Source organism: Kribbella amoyensis (genome assembly GCF_007828865.1).
Classification (GTDB): Bacteria; Actinomycetota; Actinomycetes; order Propionibacteriales; family Kribbellaceae; genus Kribbella; species Kribbella amoyensis.
This window is the reverse complement of sequence record NZ_VIVK01000001.1, coordinates 4336808-4354062: the sequence shown is the minus strand read 5'-3', so window position 1 is coordinate 4354062 and position 17255 is coordinate 4336808. Positions and strand designations below refer to the sequence as shown.

The 17255-nt window shown below is 70.5% G+C and carries 15 protein-coding genes; 4 read left to right on the top strand and 11 right to left on the bottom strand.

Annotation, left to right across the window (positions count from 1 at the left end):
• Window positions 1-63: 63 nt before the first annotated feature.
• Both FB561_RS20595 and FB561_RS20590 read right to left on the bottom strand, forming a co-directional pair.
• Entirely contained in the window at window positions 64-495 is a 432-nt protein-coding gene (locus FB561_RS20595; RefSeq protein WP_145809031.1) for a nuclear transport factor 2 family protein, read from the bottom strand.
• Window positions 496-606: 111 nt separating this feature from the next.
• A complete protein-coding gene (locus tag FB561_RS20590) occupies window positions 607-1218 on the bottom strand; it encodes a dihydrofolate reductase family protein (protein WP_145809028.1) in 612 nt (203 codons plus the stop codon).
• Between the two features lie 71 nt (window positions 1219-1289).
• On the opposite strand from FB561_RS20590, the gene FB561_RS20585 reads away from it, so the two are divergent.
• Both FB561_RS20585 and FB561_RS20580 read left to right on the top strand, forming a co-directional pair.
• The gene (locus FB561_RS20585) at window positions 1290-1835 is read left to right on the top strand and encodes a winged helix-turn-helix domain-containing protein (protein ID WP_145809024.1); all 546 of its coding nucleotides are present in this window, start codon (window positions 1290-1292) and stop codon (window positions 1833-1835) included.
• Window positions 1832-3115 carry an MFS transporter gene (locus FB561_RS20580; RefSeq protein WP_145809021.1) on the top strand — a complete coding sequence of 428 codons (1284 nt, stop codon included), beginning with the start codon at window positions 1832-1834 and terminating at the stop codon, window positions 3113-3115. Before FB561_RS20585 ends, FB561_RS20580 begins: the two co-directional genes overlap by 4 nt.
• Here the strand turns inward: FB561_RS20580 and FB561_RS20575 are convergent.
• On the bottom strand, window positions 3055-3690 hold the full coding sequence (locus tag FB561_RS20575; RefSeq protein ID WP_145809017.1) for a TetR/AcrR family transcriptional regulator: 636 nt from the start codon (window positions 3688-3690) through the stop codon (window positions 3055-3057). The two genes, FB561_RS20580 and FB561_RS20575, sit on opposite strands and share 61 nt — an antisense overlap.
• A 162-nt stretch (window positions 3691-3852) precedes the next feature.
• On the opposite strand from FB561_RS20575, the gene FB561_RS20570 reads away from it, so the two are divergent.
• Complete coding sequence (locus FB561_RS20570; RefSeq protein ID WP_145809014.1) at window positions 3853-4734, top strand: alpha/beta hydrolase; 882 nt, start codon at window positions 3853-3855, stop codon at window positions 4732-4734.
• On the opposite strand, the gene FB561_RS20565 is transcribed toward FB561_RS20570, so the two are convergent.
• Window positions 4696-6222, bottom strand: a complete 1527-nt coding sequence (locus tag FB561_RS20565) for a helix-turn-helix domain-containing protein (RefSeq protein WP_145809011.1) — start codon at window positions 6220-6222, stop codon at window positions 4696-4698. The genes FB561_RS20570 and FB561_RS20565 overlap by 39 nt on opposite strands.
• Window positions 6223-6379: 157 nt before the next feature.
• Here FB561_RS20565 and FB561_RS20560 point away from each other — a divergent pair, with 157 nt between their 5' ends.
• Window positions 6380-7588, top strand: coding sequence for a hypothetical protein (locus FB561_RS20560; RefSeq protein ID WP_145809009.1), 1209 nt, complete (start codon window positions 6380-6382; stop codon window positions 7586-7588).
• 10 nt (window positions 7589-7598) lie between these two features.
• Here the strand turns inward: FB561_RS20560 and FB561_RS20555 are convergent, their stop codons facing one another.
• From FB561_RS20555 to FB561_RS20525, 7 genes are all read right to left on the bottom strand, one after another.
• Window positions 7599-7877, bottom strand: coding sequence for a YciI family protein (locus FB561_RS20555; protein WP_145809006.1), 279 nt, complete (start codon window positions 7875-7877; stop codon window positions 7599-7601).
• Window positions 7878-7990: 113 nt separating this feature from the next.
• Entirely contained in the window at window positions 7991-8821 is an 831-nt protein-coding gene (locus tag FB561_RS20550) for a class I SAM-dependent methyltransferase (RefSeq protein ID WP_145809005.1), read from the bottom strand.
• Between the two features lie 59 nt (window positions 8822-8880).
• The gene (gene ppdK, locus FB561_RS20545; protein WP_145809003.1) at window positions 8881-11547 is read right to left on the bottom strand and encodes a pyruvate, phosphate dikinase; all 2667 of its coding nucleotides are present in this window, start codon (window positions 11545-11547) and stop codon (window positions 8881-8883) included.
• A 281-nt stretch (window positions 11548-11828) separates the two neighbouring features.
• The gene (locus FB561_RS20540; protein WP_145809002.1) at window positions 11829-13796 is read right to left on the bottom strand and encodes a vWA domain-containing protein; all 1968 of its coding nucleotides are present in this window, start codon (window positions 13794-13796) and stop codon (window positions 11829-11831) included.
• Between the two features lies 1 nt (window position 13797).
• Window positions 13798-15195: an ATP-binding protein gene (locus FB561_RS20535; protein WP_145809000.1), complete on the bottom strand. Its 1398-nt coding sequence runs from the start codon at window positions 15193-15195 to the stop codon at window positions 13798-13800.
• Between the two features lie 45 nt (window positions 15196-15240).
• Window positions 15241-15939: a MerR family transcriptional regulator gene (locus FB561_RS20530; RefSeq protein ID WP_145808998.1), complete on the bottom strand. Its 699-nt coding sequence runs from the start codon at window positions 15937-15939 to the stop codon at window positions 15241-15243.
• 24 nt (window positions 15940-15963) lie between these two features.
• Window positions 15964-17250 carry a serine hydrolase domain-containing protein gene (locus tag FB561_RS20525; RefSeq protein ID WP_145808996.1) on the bottom strand — a complete coding sequence of 429 codons (1287 nt, stop codon included), beginning with the start codon at window positions 17248-17250 and terminating at the stop codon, window positions 15964-15966.
• Window positions 17251-17255: the final 5 nt, after the last annotated feature.

Below are 17255 nucleotides of genomic sequence, written 5' to 3'. Positions count from 1 at the left end.
GTGGTGAGTGGTGGGATAAGGCGGTTTGGGGGCGGAGCGGTCCGGCCGCTCCGCCCCGGGGGATCAGGTCCAGCCGCCTTGGATCATGGTTTGGAACTTCCAGGTGCCCTGGGACTTCACCAGGAGGTCGGCGTAGCGGATGGGCTGGGTCTGGCCAGCGTACGTCATCGTGCCGTCGCTGATGACGAAGACCAGGTCCGCGGACAGGAAGTGCGGCGTCCTCGTCGTCTTCAGCTCGACCTCGGCGTCGCCGCCCATCACCTGCTGCATCTGCGCCACGAAGGCGGCCCGGTCCAGCTGTTCCGCCTTGCCGTTGCCCTGACCGTCGTCGGTCACCTCGTTCAGGGGGAACAGCGCCTCGTCCGCCATTCCCTCGTAGTCCCGCGCCGCCGCCAGCCCGTCGTACCGCTCGAACCACGCCAGCACGCTCGCCACGTCGGCCTCGCTGGGAACGAACCCCGCCGTCGCCGGCATCTGCTGCGTCGTCTCGGTCAACCCTTGCTCCTCACGTCGGAACCAGCAAACTTCGTACAGTGTACCCAGTACAACGACGCGCTCAAACCTTTTGTTCCCAGCACCCAGGATTCAGGCCGTACAGCAGCGGAATCAGGCCGTGCAGTACCGCATCCAGACGACGCCGCCCTCGAAGACCTCGGTGTTCGCATGCCGTAACCCCAGCCGCCCACCGAACGCCCCGAACCACCGCCGCCCCGCCCCCACCACGACCGGATGGACCAGCAGACTCACCTCGTCGACCAGGCCCAGCTCCAGCAGGACCCCGACCAACGTGCCTCCACTGTCGACCCGGACCACCTGGGCGTCGCGTCGAGCAGCGAGCTTCTCCAGCACCTCGGCCAGATCCACATGCTCGTACCCCGTGACCAGCTCCGCCGTCGCACTGTCGGGCGGCCGCGCCGGGCTCTGATCGGCGTACAACGCGAGCACATCCGACCAATGACCGAGGCGGCGCAGTCGATCCCACTCGCGAACACGCGCCCGGCCGTCCACGACCGCGAGCAACGGACCCTCCTGGCGCGGACCAGGCTGCGGCGCCGAGATCAGCGCGGGCTCCTGGGCCAGGATCGTGTCCGACCCGACCAGCGTCACGTCCTCCTGCCACAACGTCGCCAGCGCGTAGAAGCGCGCAAGGTCGACCGCGAACCCGGTCGTCGCGCCGTCGACCGAGACCGCCAGATGAGCCACCACATGAGGCCGCATGCCCAGGACCGTAACGGCCGGCTCCGACAGAAAATCCAGTGCCACAGATCTTGCAGAGGATTCTCTGCATCATGCGAAGGATCGATGCCCGGAGTCTGCGCGGCCTGGCCCACCCGTTGCGGATGCGCATCCTCGAGGCCATGGAGCTCGACGGCCCCGCCACCTCGACCACCCTGGCGACACGGCTCGGCGAGAACACGGGCACGATCAGCTGGCACCTGCGACTCCTCGCCGAGCACGGCTACATCGAGGAGGACCCGGACCGCGGGACGAAGCGGGAGCGCTGGTGGCGGGTCCCGGCCGAGCCGACCGTGCTGAACCCGGCCGAGTTCCGCGAGGACCCGGAGACCAGCGGGGCGCTGCGCGTGTACCTGCAGGACCTGGTCCAGCGGTACTTCGATCGCGTGCAGGCGTACGTCGAAGCGGACTGGCCGGGCGAATGGCAGGAGGCGGCCGCGTTGTCCGACTGGCGCGACCTCCGCCTGACCCCGGACCAGCTCACCGCCCTCAACGACGAACTCGGCAGCGTCATCGCGCGGTACGCCGAGGTCGGGCCGGCCGGGGACGACGCCGAGCGGGTCATCGTCCAACTCCAGTCGTTCCCGCGCGAGTCATGAGCCTGCTCCGCCGGCACCGCGACTTCCGGCTGCTCTGGATCGGCGAGACGGTCAGCCGGTTCGGCAGCGCGGTCACCACGGTCGCGTTGCCGCTGCTCGCCATCTCGGCGCTGGAGGCCACCAGCTTCGAGGTCGGCCTGCTGACCGCGGCCGCCTGGTTCCCGTGGTTGCTGATCGGGCTGCCGGCCGGCGCCTGGGTGGACCGGCTCCCCCATCGGCCGATGATGCTCACCGCCTCGGCCGCGTCGTTCCTGCTGCTGGCGTCCGTTCCGGTCGTGGTCGCGTTCGACGCGCTGACGATCCACCTGCTGCTGGTGCTCGCGGTACTGACGGGCATGGCGGCCGTCTTCTTCCAGACGGCGTACACCGCGTACCTCCCGACACTGCTCGAGTCGGCGGATCACGCGGAGGGCAATGCGAAACTCCACGGCAGCGCGGCGGCCGCGCAGATCGCGGGACTGGGGTGCGGCGGCTTGGTCGTGCAGTTCGCAGGGCCCGTCAACGCGTTGCTCGTGGACGCGCTGACCTTCTTGCTCGCGCTGGCCTGCCTCGCGGCGATCCGGTTCCGGGAGCGACCGCCGACGGGCGAGCAGCGGTCCGGGATCCGGGCCGGCCTGGACCTGGTCGCCAAGGACGTCTGGCTCCGGACCCTGACCGTCTTCGGCGCGGTCTCCAACCTCGCGTTGATGGGATACCAGTCGATCGTGGTGGTCTTCCTGGTCCGCGAGGTCGGCCTCACTCCGGGCGCGGTCGGCGGCCTGGTCGCGGCGGCCGCGGGAGGCGGGGTCGTCGGCGCGTTCGCGGGACGGCGGCTCGCGGCCCGCTTCGGTACGGCGCGCGCGATGTTGCTGTGCGAGCTGGGCCTCCCGTCCCTCGCGCTGCTGATCCCGCTGAGTACGACGAGCCCGGTGTTCTACCTTGTCGGGGCGTTCGGGGTCGGCGTCGGAGTTGTCGGCGGCAACGTCATCAAGGCAACGTTCCAGCAGTCGTACTGTCCGCCGGACCTGCTCGGCCGGCTGACCGCGACGAGCTCGTTCGTCAACTACGGCACGATCCCGCTCGGCGCGTTGCTCGGCGGCACCCTCGGCGAACTCCTCGGCCTCGGCCCGGCGCTGTGGATCACCACGGCCGGTGTACCCCTCGCCGGGCTGGTGCTGCTCCTCTCACCGATCCGCGGCCGCCGGGACCTGCCAACCCACCAGCTCGGCGGAGCCGAGGATCACCAAGGCAGCAAGGCCGAGTCGGTCAGCACCGACTCGAGCCGGGTCCGGACCGACTGACGGGCCTGGGCGTACACGGTGTCGTGGTCGTTCCGGAGCAGGGATGCCAGGTTGGCCGACTCGTAGTACGCGTTGAGCTCGAAGGCGAGCTGGGCCGGATCGGCCGCTAGGTCGCCGGCCTCGACCGCACCGGCGACGGTCAGCTCGATCAGCTTGATCCACTCGCTGTCGACGGTGGCCAGGAAATCGTGCACCGGGCCGGTCCGCGCGCCGAACTCGTGCGAGGTCCGGGCGAAGAAGCAGCCGCCTGGGAACACCCGGCGCCGGGAGTAGTCGAGCCAGCTCTCGCTCAACGCCCAGACCCGGCCGAGTCCCGGCGGAACCGCGAACGCGGGCTCGACGACGACCTCGGCGTAGATCCGGCGGGCGGCCCGAATCGTCGCCAGCTGCAGCTCTTCCTTCGAGCCGAAGTGCGCGAACAACCCGCTCTTGCTGATCTCCAGCTCCTTCGCGAGCCGGCCGATCGACAGCCCCTCGAGCCCGCCGACGGACGCGATCTCGACGGCCCGGCGCAGCACGGCCCGGCGTGTCTGGTCACCGCGGACCACCCGCCCGTCGACCTTCGCGGTCTCCATCTCCCCACCACCTCCGCGGCGATCCTAATGCCGTTGACGAACCGGCTCGCGCAAACTAATAATACGACCGTTCGTATAATTTGCCAGTGCCACTCCCCTGGAGGCCCAACCCATGCCCGACCCGAGACAGCTCGGCCGCGCTCCCCTGTGGAGTGCCTCGTGATGCGACGCCTGATCAGCACGGCTCTGCGGGCGACCGCGGTTCTCTCCCCCACGCTCGCGGGTCGGCTCACCTTCGAGTTGTGGCGGCGCCCGATGATGCGCGGCCAACTCCGCGAGGCCGAACGCGCGATCCACGCCGACGCCCGGGTCGAGGTGATCGACGGCGTCGTCACGTACGCGTGGGGCGATGGCCGCCGACCCGTTCTGCTGGTCCACGGCTGGCGTTCGCGTGCATCCCGGTACTACGGGTTCGTGGCTCGCCTGGTCGCGCTCGGGTACAGCCCGGTCTCGTACGACGCTCCCGGGCATGGCGACTCGCCCGGCAGAGTGGGGACGATCCTCGACCACCAACGGATCATCCGGTCCCTGGCCGACCGGCACGGTCCGTTCGAGAGCGTCGTCGCGCATTCCATGGGGGTGCCGTTCGCGCTGTACGCCGTGCGGGAGGGCGTCGTGGCCGGGCGGATCGTCGCGATCTCCGGGTTGGCCGAGTTCGGCTACCTGGTGGACGCGTTCTGCGCCGCGCTCGGGGTCGGGCCGAGGATCAACCAGGCCCTGCGGCGCGCGGTCGAGACCCGGTTGTTCCACGGTGACCGCGAGATCTGGGAACGGTTCTCGGTCGGCGCCGGCGACGCCGACCTGCTGGTGATCCACGACGACGGTGACGACGTCGTGGTCCCCGCGCAGGCCGACGTGCTGACGGCGCGGTACGGACCGAAGGCGAGAGTGCAGCGGACGAGCGGCCTCGGCCACAGCCGGATCCTGGCCGACGACCAGGTCGTCACCGAAGCCGTCCGCTTCCTCACCCGAGCGCCGGGCGAACCCGGCACCACCGACCAGGCCTCAGATGTCGCGGAACGTCTCGATCTGGGCGCCCAGTGAGTTGAGCCGGGTGGCCAGGTCCTCGTAGCCGCGGTTGATCACGTACACGCTGCGCAGCACCGAGGTGCCCTTGGCCGCCATCATCGCGATCAGCGTGACCACGGCCGGCCGGAGCGCGGGCGGGCACATGATCTCGGCGCCGGAGAAGTGCGTCGGGCCCTCGACCATCACCCGGTGCGGGTCGAGCAGCTTGACCCGGCCGCCGAGCTTGTTCAGGTCGGTCAGGTAGATCGCGCGGTTCTCGTAGACCCAGTCGTGGATCAGCGTCTGCCCGGTCGCGGTGGCCGCGATCACCGCGAAGAACGGCAGGTTGTCGATGTTCAGCCCCGGGAACGGCATCGGGTGGATCTTGTCGATCGGCGCGTGCAGCTGGGACGGCTTGGTGGTCAGGTCGACCAGCCGGGTCCGGCCGTTCTCGGCCAGGTACTCCTCGGAGCGGCTGTAGTCCAGGCCCATCTCCTCCAGCAGCGCCAGCTCGATCTCCAGGAACTCCACCGGCGCGCGCCGGATGGTGATCTCCGAGCCGGTCACGATCGCGGCGGTGAGCAGGCTCATCGCCTCGATCGGGTCCTCCGACGGCGCGTAGTCCACGTCGACGTCGATGTCCGCCTTGCCGTGCACGGTCAGCGTGGTGGAGCCGACGCCGTCGATCTTCACGCCGAGCAGGTCGAGGTAGAAGCACAGGTCCTGGACCATGTAGTTCGAGCTGGCGTTGCGGATCACCGTGACACCGTCGTACCGGGCGGCGGCCATGATCGCGTTCTCGGTCACGGTGTCGCCGCGCTCGGTCAGCACGATCGGCTTGCCCGGGGTGACCGCGCGGTTCACCATCGCGTGGTACTCACCGCCGGTCGCCTTGATGTCCAGGCCGAACGGGCGCAGCGCCGACATGTGCGGCTCGACCGTCCGGGTACCCAGGTCGCAGCCGCCGGCGTACGGGAGCTGGAAGGTGTCCTCGCGGTGCAGCAGCGGACCGAGGAACATGATGATGCTGCGGGTCCGGCGGGCCGCCTCGGCGTCCATCCCGGCCAGGTTCAGGTGCTCCGGCGGGACGATCTCCAGGTCGCCGGCGTCGTTCAGCCAGGTGGTCTTCACGCCGATCGAGTTGAGTACCTCGAGCAGCCGGTTGACCTCCTCGATCCGGGCCACCTTGCGCAGCGTGGTCCGGCCCTTGTTCAGCAGGCTGGCGCACAGCAGCGCGACGCCGGCGTTCTTGCTGGACTTCACGTCGATCGCGCCGGAAAGCTGCCGTCCGCCCGCCACCCGCAGGTGGACCGGGCCGCCGCCGAGAGAGACAATTTCGGAATCGAGCGCTTCGCCGATCCGGGCGAGCATCTCGAGAGTGAGGTTCTGATGACCCTTTTCGATCCGGTTCACCGCACTTTGGCTGGTGCCGAGCACTTCGGCGAGCTGGGCCTGCGTCCAGCCGCGGTGCTTGCGGGCGTCCCGGATGAGATTGCCGATCCGGCTGAGGTAGTCATCAGTCATGCGCGGGACCATATCTCACATGTGAGATACCGCTGTGCCGACCCGCCGCTCCGAGCGTAGCGAATGTCACCCCGACCCCACCGGCCACCCCCGGTACCGGGTCGGCCCCCTACAGTAGGCGCCACCCCCGCCGCCGCCCTTCGGAGAGGACCACCAGATGCCCGACGACGTCGACACCGCGGTGGTGACCGAGTTCGAGGCCGAGTCATGGCCGCTGGACGCCGCGGCCGAGAGCCTGGCCCAGGTCATCGAAGGCTTCCAGCACGGTGACACCCGGCCGCTGGTGATCGGTGACGGCGACCAGCCGGTCCTGGTCGTGCTGGCGATCGCCGACCTGGCCGACTTCCGGGCCCGGATCAACGAACTGCTCGGCAATCCGGTCGACGCCGGCTGGCTGCGGTACTACCTGCGCTCGTCGTTCGACCTGAGCTCGGAGCGGCTGGTCGAGCTGCTCGGGGTGGACACCGACCACGGGCTCAGCTCGCTGGCCAGCCAGGTGTCGGTCGAGCAGGCCGCCGTGCTGCTGCCGGACCACCTGCGCCGGACCGAGGCGGGCGGCAACCCGCTGATGCTGATCGGCGACGGGATGATGGCGACCGCGGCGCTGATCGCGTTCCCGGCGTTCTCGGTGCTGCTCGCCATGGAGGGTGGCGGCAAGGACGACGACTCCTGCGCGCACGACGAGGAGGAGAAGCCGACCACACCGCTGGAGGTGCTGGCCGAGCGGCTCGGCCCGGTCTCGACGCAGATCGTCGCGCAGATCAACGCCGGCCGCGAGCCCGGACTGCCGCGGTACGACCTGCACTTCGAGGACGACCTGGTCGAGCACCTGAAGGACCTCGAGCAGCGGGCCCAGAAGGCGCCGAACGGTGGTGCGCACGACGAGCTGAGCAACCTGCTGCACTCGTTCGACCAGATGCGCAGCGGTCGGCTGGCGGACCAGGAGCCCGAGGAGGCGCCGTACGTCGAGGCGTCGGACCTGCCCGCGTCCCTGGAGGACCTCCGGGAGAACTTCCGGCACGGCGCCGACGACCCGTACCTGATCGGGATCGAGGGCACGCCGCTGGCCGGGCTCATCTCGTACGACCTGTACGTCGAGCTGCAGCAGGTCTCGGTCGACCTGGACGGCCACGACGGGGCGCCGGTGCTGCCGTTGCCGAAGCCGCAGTGGGAGAGCGGTCCGGAGCTGCTGCCGTTCGACGTCGCGGTCGAGGTGTGCGGTGCCGTCTGCGAGGACATCTCCGGGGGCGAGGGCTCGATGCTGTTCATCGCCGACGAGGCCGGTGAACCGGAGCTCGTCCTGGCCCCGCTCGCCTGGCTGTGGGCCTACGTCGACCACCTCGACCTGGAGACCCCCGAGGCCTGACGCCCGGGGATCAGCCGAGCGGGAAGAGCGGCTGCCACTCCTTGAGGGTGACGAGCTCGTATACGTCGGCCGGGGTGTACGGGTCCTTGGCGAGGATCTCGCGCAGCTCGGCCTCGTCGGCCACGTCGTACACCAGCAGCGCGCCGGTCTGGTCCTCGAACGGGCCGGCCGTGACGAGCTTGCCGGCCTCCTTCAGCGCGGTGAGGTACTCGCGGTGGGCCGGCCGCACCTGCAGGCGGCGGTCGGTGTCGGTGTCGGTGAACCGGAGCTGGACCACGAAGATTGCCATGCCGAAAACCCTATAAGAAAAAGGGGTTTGGTGCGGGAAGGGAGTCACGAGCCGCCACAGCGGCTGGTTCGGTTCGGACCCGGAAGTCGACGGTGATGTCCCTTCCCGCCCGGCTATCTTGTCCTGCTCGCTGCACCCGAAGCAAGGGGTTGCGGGGTACGAATTGCTGCGGTGAGTTGCGTCAGGTAACGCTTCGTCACCGAACCGCCGTCCGCGTCGATCAGGGCTCCCAGGCAGGTGTACAGACCGTCACGCGCCGCCGATGTCAAGGCCCGATGCCCCGAATACGAGGACAGCAGATCGAGGTACTCCGCCTTCGAGTACGTCAGCTCCCACTCGTACCGGCGGAACTCCACCGGGCCGAACAACCCGGTCGCGTCGATCTCGGCCGGATCGTCCGGGACCGTGGCCGCCGGCTTCGGCCCGCCCTCCTCCGCTTCCCCCATGAACCGCAGGTAGCAGTCCTGCATGTCGGTGAAGAACTGCTGGCTGCCACCTTCCACGTGATGCGTCGACACCACCGCGAGCAGACCGCCGGGGCGCAGCGCCTCCGCGGTCCGACGCACCCGCGTCGCCGGGTCGAGCCAGTGGAACGCGGTCGCGGACAGGACCAGGTCGAACCGCTCGGCCGGCAGCGGCCAGGTGTCGAAGTCGGTCGTGACCACCTCGAGCTCGGGCAGCCGGTCCCGCGCGACCCGGCCGAGGTCCGGACTCAGCTCGACCGCCTTCACCGACCAGCCGCGCGCGATCATCGGCGCCGTCGCCTGGCCGGTCCCGCACCCGATCTCGAGCACCCGCGGCCGGGTACCGGAGGAACGGGCGGGGATCCCGAGCAACTCGGCGAGGTCGTCGTACAGCCGGCGCGGGTACGTCGGCCGGACCCGGTCGTACAGCTCCGCGTCCTCCCCGAACGTCCGGCGCAGCTCCACACGGGATGAGGACATGCCCGCAAGGCTAGACCCGGTGCTCAACGGATCGCCGGTGAGCACCGCGCCTCGGCGGGTCAGTCCAGAGCCGCGCGTCCCGCTTCGAGTCGGGCGACCGGGACGCGGAAAGGCGAGCAGGACACGTAGTCCAGTCCCACCTCGTGGAAGAAGTGGATGCTGTCCGGGTCGCCGCCGTGCTCGCCGCAGATCCCGAGCTTCAGGTCCGGCCGGGTCGCCCGGCCGCGCTCGACGCCGGTCTTCACCAGCGCGCCGACCCCTTCGCGGTCGATCGACTCGAACGGCGACACCGCGAAGATGCCCTTTTCCAGGTACCGGGAGAAGAACGAGCCCTCGACGTCGTCGCGGCTGAAACCCCAGGTCGTCTGGGTCAGGTCGTTGGTCCCGAAGGAGAAGAACTCGGCCGCCTCGGCGATCTGGTCCGCGATCACCGCGGCCCGGGGCAGCTCGATCATCGTGCCGACCGGCGTCACCCACTCCACGCCCTCGGACCCGGCCACCTCGGCCAGGACCTGCTCGACCTCGTCGCGAGCCAGCTGCAGCTCCTGGACCGCGCCGACGAGCGGGATCATGATCTCGGGCCGCGGGTCCTTGCCCTGCTTCTTCAGCTCGGCGGCGGCCGACGCGATCGCCCGGACCTGCATGGCGAACAGGCCGGGGATGACCAGGCCGAGCCGGACGCCGCGCAGACCGAGCATCGGGTTCTGCTCGTGCAGCCGCTCGACCGCCGACAACAGCGCCGCGTCGTGGCCCGGGTCCTCGCCACGCTCCTTGGCCAGCGCGACCTTGACGGCGAGGTCCTCCATCGACGGCAGGAACTCGTGCAACGGCGGGTCGATCAGCCGGATCGTCACCGGCTGCCCGTCCATCGCGGCCAGCAGTTCGAGGAAGTCGCCGCGCTGCAAGGGCTCCAGCTCGGCCAGGGCGGCGTCCCGGTCGGTGTCGTTCTCGGCCAGGATGAGCCGTTCGACCGAGGCCCGGCGCTCGCCCAGGAACATGTGCTCGGTCCGGCACAGGCCGATCCCCTCGGCACCGAATCGGCGGGCCCGCGCGGCGTCCTCGGCGGTGTCCGCGTTGGTCCGGACCCCGAGCCGGCGGATCTCGTCCGCGTGCGCCATCAGCCGGTGCACCGAGGCGACCAGCTCGTCGCCGGCGTCCGCGGCCAGCGTGCCCTCGAAGTACCGGACCACCGGGGACGGTACGACCGGGACCTCACCGAGGAACACCTCGCCCGTGGTCCCGTCGATCGAGATGACGTCGCCGGCGCCGATCGTCGTCCCGTTCACGGTGATCGTCTGCGCGGACGAGTTCACCTCGAGCTCCTCGGCCCCGCAGACACAGGTCTTGCCCATCCCCCGGGCGACCACGGCCGCGTGCGAGGTCTTGCCGCCGCGGCTGGTCAGGATGCCTTGCGCCGCGATCATCCCGTGCAGATCGTCCGGATTCGTCTCCCGGCGGACCAGGACGACCTTCTCACCCCGGCCGGCGGCCTCGACCGCGGCGGCCGACGTGAACACCACCTGGCCGGACGCGGCCCCCGGCGACGCCCCGATCGCCTTGGTGATCAGCTTCTTCTCGGCGTCCGTGTCGAACCGCGGGAACATCAGCTGCGCGAGCTGGGCGCCCTTGACCCGCTTCAGCGCCTCGTCGGTGCCGATCACGCCCTCGTCGATCAGGCTGGTCGCGATCCGGAACGCCGCGCCCGCGGTCCGCTTGCCGACCCGGGTCTGCAGCATCCAGAGCTTGCCACGTTCGACGGTGAACTCGATGTCGCACAGGTCGCGGTAATGGCCTTCCAGCGTGGCCATGATCGCCATCAGGTCGTCGTACGACTTCTTGTCGATCGTCTCCAGGTCGGCCAGCGGGACCGTGTTCCGGATCCCGGCGACGACGTCCTCGCCCTGCGCGTTCTGCAGGTAGTCGCCGTACACGCCGGGCTGGCCGCTGGCCGGGTCGCGGGTGAAGGCGACGCCGGTTCCGGAGTCCATGCCGAGGTTGCCGAAGACCATCGAGCAGATGTTCACCGCGGTCCCGAGATCGGCCGGGATCCGCTCCTGCCGGCGGTACAGGATCGCGCGCTCGGCGTTCCAGGAGCCGAAGACGGCCTCGATCGCCAGGTCCATCTGCTCGCGCGGATCCTGCGGGAACTCGCGGCCGGTGTGCTCCTTCACGGCCGCCTTGAACGTAGTCGCCAGCGCCTTGAGGTCGTCGGCGTCCAGGTCCAGGTCGTTCCGCGTGCCCTTGGCCTGCTTGGCCTGCTCGATCGCGTCCTCGAAGACGTCACCGTCCATCCCGAGCACGGTCTTGCCGAACATCTGGATCAGCCGCCGGTACGCGTCCCAGGCGAACCGCGGATTGCCGGAGTGGTGTGCGAGCCCGTTCACCGAGTCGTCGTTGAGGCCGACGTTGAGCACCGTCTCCATCATCCCGGGCATCGACACCGCGGCGCCGGACCGGACCGAGACCAGCAGCGGGTCGTCGGCCTGGCCGAGCTTCTTGCCCATCTTCTGCTGCAACGCGTCGACGTGGTGGTCGATCTCGTCGGCCAGCTCGGGCGGGACCGACCCGGTCGCCAGGAACACCTTGCAGGCCTCGGCCGAGATGGTGAACCCGGGCGGCACCGGCAGCCCCAGATTGGTCATCTCGGCGAGGTTCGCCCCTTTGCCGCCGAGCAGCTGCTTGAGGTCCTTGTTGCCTTCGGCGAAGTCGTAGACGAGTTTCGGCACTGTCACTCCCTGGTGTCCTGGGCGGTGCTCACTTTGCGCGGTGTGGTGTCCGCTGGCCCCTCGACTCCGATGGCGCGGGCGTGGTTTCAGAGTAAGCCCAGAAAACAGTCCAGTTGAACACTGGTCTCACGACGAGAGGGTGACCCTGCCCACACATCAATGGCCGGAAAACCCTTACCCCATTGACAACGCAGGACATTCGCAGGTTTTCCCGGAGAAACGACGAAGCAGGGTGTCACCCACCTTCGGGATGGGTACACACCCTGCTTCGGTCCGCCGGATCAGAGCTTGCGGCGGGTGCGCAGATAGTCACCGACGACGGCCGCGCCGAGTCCGTCGGGGTCCGGCGCGAGCACCCGGCCGCCGCTGCGCCGGGCGAGCAGGTCGACGAACGCCTCGAGCCGCGGATCGTCGCCGAGCCGGAACACGGTCACCGTCGCCCCGAGCTTGGCCAGCCGGTCCACCTCGAAGATCGTCTTGCGCAAGGTGGCCGGCTCCGGCGGGTAGGAGAACTCCGCGGTACCGTCCGGTTCCAGGTGGGCGGTCGGCTCCCCGTCGGTGACCATCAGGACGACCGGTTGCGCGTCCGGATGCCGGCGGAGGTGGCGGCCGGCGAGCAGGAGTGCGTGGTGCGCGTTCGTCCCCTGCTCCCAGGTCCCCTCCAGACCGATGAGCTGCGGCAGTTCGACCACCCCGGCGTACCGGCCGAAGGTGATCAGCTGGAGCGCGTCGTTGCGGTACCGGGTGGAGATGAGCTGGTGCAACGCGAGGGCGGTCCGCTTCATCGGCAGCCAGCGGCCCTCCTGGACCATCGACCAGGAGGTGTCCACCAGCAACGCGACCGCGGCCCGGGCCCGGTGCTCGGTCTCCGCGATCTCCACATCCGCCACGTCCAGCTTGACCCGGCCCGACCGCGACGACCCGGCCGTCCGCAGTACGGCGTTGCGCACGGTCCTTGGTACGTCCCAGGGCTGGGTGTCGCCGAACTGCCATTGCCGGGTCGAACCACTCAGCTCCCCCGCTGCCCCGAAGGCGGCCGAGTCGCGTTCGCCCTGGGGTGAGCGGGCCGCACGGAGTACGTCGGACAGCGCGGTCTGGCCGAGCTGGCGCAGGGCCTTCGGGGACAACCGGAGCGAACCGTCCGGGGCGCGTTCGAGCAGACCCTGGTCGCGGAGTTCGCGTTCGAGCTCGCTCAACCGGCGGGCGTCGACGGTGGCCTCGTCGCCGAGCTGCCGGGTGAGCGCGTCGAGGTCGATGTCCTCCAGCCGCGCGCCCGGGTACGACTGGGCGAGCTGCTCGGCCAGGGCGTCGAGCTCGGCCAGGTCCGACATCGCCCGCGCGCCCTCCGCCAGGCCGAGCGGGTCGTCCCCGCTCAGCTGCTCCGAGGAGTACCAGTCCTCGCCCGGCCGCAACGCCTGGAGCTGGGCGTCGAGCTGGGAGAGTTGCTGGGACAACTGCGGACTACCGAACGCCTGCTGGGACAGCTCGGCCAGCTCGGCCCGTTGTTCGGGGGTCATCGAGTTGAGCATCCGCTGCGCCGCTGCGGCGCGTTGCGCGAGCGCGTCGATCAGCTCCTCCACGCTGCGCGGGTTCTCCGGGAAGAACTCGCCGTGCTCGGCCATGAACTGCTCGAACAACTCGTCGACGTCCGGGCGGCCCTGGGCGTGGGCGGCGAGCAGGGCGTTGAGGTCGGTCAACATCTCGTTGATCCGCTCGACGTCCTGCGGCGTCGTGTTCTGCAGGGCCTCCTTCATGCCCTCGAACCGCGACCCGAGCAGCTCCTTGCCGAGCATCTCCCGGATCTGCTCGTACTTCTCTCGCGCCTGCGACGACTGCCAGTCGTAGCCGGCCAGCTCCCGCACCTGCGCCGCCGTCCCGGCCGGCAACGCGTCCAGCTGGGCCTCGCGGAAGCGGGCGTCGTCGGACGGGTTCGGGAAGAGCTCGTGCCGTTCGGCCTCCAGCGCCTCGTCGAGCAACCGCTGGACGTCTCGCAGGGTGCCGTCCAGGTTGTGCCGGCGCTGGATCTCGCGCCGCCGCTCCCACAGCCTGCGGGTCAGGTCGTCGAGGCCCTGCGTACTCCGGGTCCCCCGGCGCAGCAGCTCCTCCAACGCGGACCGCGGCGACGACCCGGCCATCACGTCCCGGCCGAGCTCGTCGAGCGCGTCCCGCAGATCCACCGGCGGCGCCAGCGGATCCGGCCCGTCGTGCCACGGCCCGTAGGACCAGCCTTCGGGGATCGCGTGCGACATCTCAGGCTCCGTAGACCGTGGTGTCGTCGTCGGCGTCCTTGGCCAGGCGTTTCGACAGGTACAGCGCCTCCAACGCCAGCTCGATCGCGGCGGCGATGCGGCCCGGCGAGTCGTCCGGGTCGACGCCCGCGCGGGCGGCCACGTCGTGCAGCACGGGCAGCTCGGGCAGGGCACCGAGGACGTCCCGGCCGGGGACGCGTTCGCCGGTGGTGACAAGGTGGCCGTCGGCAACGGCCTGCGCGAGCGGGGTGAGGTCGAGGCCGGCGAACCGCTCCCGCGCGGTGTCGGCGACCGAGCGCCGGAGCAGGTACTCCAGCAGTTCCGCCTCGCGCCCTTCCTCGCCGGGCTCGAACTCCAGCTTGCCGCGCAGGACGGCCGGAACCGCCTCGAGGTCGACCGGCCGCGCCACCGCCGGCTCCTCACCGGTGATCGCGCTGCGCCGCAGGGCCGCGGCGGCGACCGTCTCGGCCGCGGCGACCGCGAACCGCGCGGAGACACCGGACCGCTGGTCGATCGAGGTGGACTCGCGCAGGTGCCGGACGAACCGGGCCAGCACCTCCAGCAGTGGCTCGCCGACCTCGGCGGTCAGCTCGGCCTCCTGCCGGACCACTTCCACCTCGGCGTCCACGTCGAGCGGGTAGTGGGTCCGGACCTCGGCGCCGAACCGGTCCTTCAACGGGGTGATGATGCGGCCGCGGTTGGTGTAGTCCTCCGGGTTGGCCGTTGCCACCAGCAACACGTCGAGCGGCAGCCGGAGGGTGTAGCCGCGGACCTGGATGTCGCGCTCCTCCATCACGTTGAGCAGCGCGACCTGGATCCGCTCGGCCAGGTCGGGCAGCTCGTTGATCGCGACGATGCCGCGGTGCGCCCGCGGCACCAGGCCGAAGTGGATCGTTTCAGGGTCACCGAGGCTGCGGCCCTCGGCCACCTTGACCGGGTCCACGTCACCGATCAGGTCACCGACGGACGTGTCCGGGGTCGCCAGCTTCTCGGCGTACCGCAGGTCGCGGTGCAGCCAGGTGACCGGGAGGTCGTCACCGAGCTCGGCGGCCCGGCGTTGCGATGCGGGCGTGATCGGGTCGAGCGGGTGCTCGGGCAGCTCCGCTCCCTCGATCACCGGGGTCCACTCGTCGAGCAGACCGATCAGGGTGCGCAGCAGCCGGGTCTTGCCCTGGCCACGCTCACCGAGGAGGACGACGTCGTGCCCGGCGAGCAGGGCACGTTCGAGCTGGGGGACGACGGTCCGGGAGAAGCCGACGATGCCGGGCCACGGGTCCTCGCCGGCTCGGAGCTTGGTCAGCAGGTTGTCCCGGAGTTCCGCCTTGATGCTGCGGGGGACGAATCCGGCGGCGCGCAGCTCGCCGGTCTTACGGGGCAGTTCCAGGGGTGCACTGGTCACTTTGACGACGTTAGCTCGCCGGACCCAAACCGCACCCGCGATTTCTCAAGCTCGTTCGAGGTACGCGTGCAGCAGCGCGGCACCGTGCAGCATCGCCCTGGTCCGCCGGTCGTGGGCCGCCCGGCGCTCGGCGACAGCGGCGCGGAGAGCCTCCGTACTCCCGGTCTGGCGGAGACCGTCGAGGACGGGCCGGATCTGGTCGAAGCCGTACCGACCCTGACGGAGCATGGTGATGATCCGCGCGTCCCGGATCTGGTCCGGCGTGTACCGGCGGTAGTTCGTCCCGCGCTCGCGGGTCGGCAGCAGCAACCCGGCCGACTCCCAGACGCGCAGCGCGGACGTCCTGATACCGAGGCGGTGAGCCAGTTCGCCGACCCGCAACGCCGGTCCGGTCGGCGGCTCCGCGTCGAGGAACTGCTCGGCCGCCGCGCCCAAGGCGGTACTCATCGCGTCGGTGGCCAGCCGCTGCTCGTTCACGGTCGCATGCGTCGCGTCCACGACCCGGTACGCGAGGGCCAGGTCGCCGTCGTGCACGGCCCGCATGATCGCGGTCGCGCTCTCCGCACCGAACCCGGGCGCCAGCGCACGGTACGTGAGCAGCGCGGCGAGGTGGTCCTCGTCGTACTGCCTGTACCCGCTGTCGGTCCGCGGTGCGGGCGGCAGAACCCCGGCGGCCTCGTAGTTGCGGACGAGCTGGGTCGAGATCCCGGCCTGGCGAGCCAGGTCGACCGGTCGCAGCGCCATTCGCCGTCCTCCCCGGGTCCGCGCTCAGCCCTGGACCCGCGGCGTCACGCGGCCCGAGGTGAACAGGTAGCCGGGCTCGAAGGTCACCGGGACCCACGGCTGGCCGGCGGACTCGCGGGTGACGAAGTGGTCGCCGTCCAGCGGTTCGGCCGGGACCAGCTCGTACTCGTGCACGGGCTCCTCCGCGAACGCGAGCCGGTCGCCCGTCGCCTGGAAGGTGAGCACCAGCTTGCCGTCCCGCCGGAGCACCTCCAACGCGGCACTGGCCCGCTCGTACCGGCCGACGTGCCGGTCGTCGGTCGAGGCGTCCGCGGCCGGTTGCGGCGGCGCCGGCACCCCGACCCCGACGTACTCGGTGAACACCTCGTCGACCACGGACTCGAACAGCGCGGGTGCCTTGCCCGAGTTCGTCAGCAGGCAGACGGCGAGCCGCGCCTCCGGATCGACCCGCAGGAACGCGAGCTGCCCGATCGTCGTGCCGTCGTGACCGAACAACCGCCGCCCACCCCAGTCGTACAGCCGCCAGCTCAGCCCGATCCCGGTGATCCCGCCGGCACCATCCGGGTACCGGACCTGGGGCTCGCGCATCCCGGCGTACCGGTCGTCGTTCAGGTGCGTCCGCGCGAACCGCAGCAGGTCGCTCGCTGTGGTCGCGATGAGCCCGGCCGGACCGAGGCTGCGCGGCAACTGCCAGGTGCTCACCGTGGCGCCGTCGGTCGCGACATGGCCGACCGCGGCACGATGCAGGATCGCCTCCTCGGGCAACGTGACCGTGGCTTCCAGGCCCAGCGGCTCGACCAGGCGGGCCCGGAGCGAGGCGTCCCAGCTCCGCCCGTCGAGCACCTCGACGATCCGGCCGAGCAGGACGAAGCCCGCGTTGCAGTACGAGTACGCGGTCCCGGGCTCGAACAACTGGTCCACGTCGGCCAGCAGCGTGACGTACCGTTCGAGGCAGTCGTCGCCGCGGCCGGTGTCGGTGAACACGTCCCCGTCCAGGCCGCTGGTGTGGGTGAGCAATTGCCGGACCGTGATCCGCGGGTCGATCGAGGCCTCGGGCAACAGGTTGACGACCGGGTCGTCCAGGTCCAACCGGCCCTCGGCGGCCAGCTGGACGATCAGCGTCGAGGTCCACGGCTTGCTGATCGAGCCGAGATGGAACACCGAGTCCGCGGTCGTCTCCACCCCGGTCCGCCGGTTGAGCAGCCCGTACGGCTCGACGATCTCGTTGCCGTCCGCCCAGATCCCGAGCACGGCCCCCGGCACGTCGGCGGCAGCGGCGAGCTCGGCCAGGCGAGCGCTCCAGTCCGTCATGGACG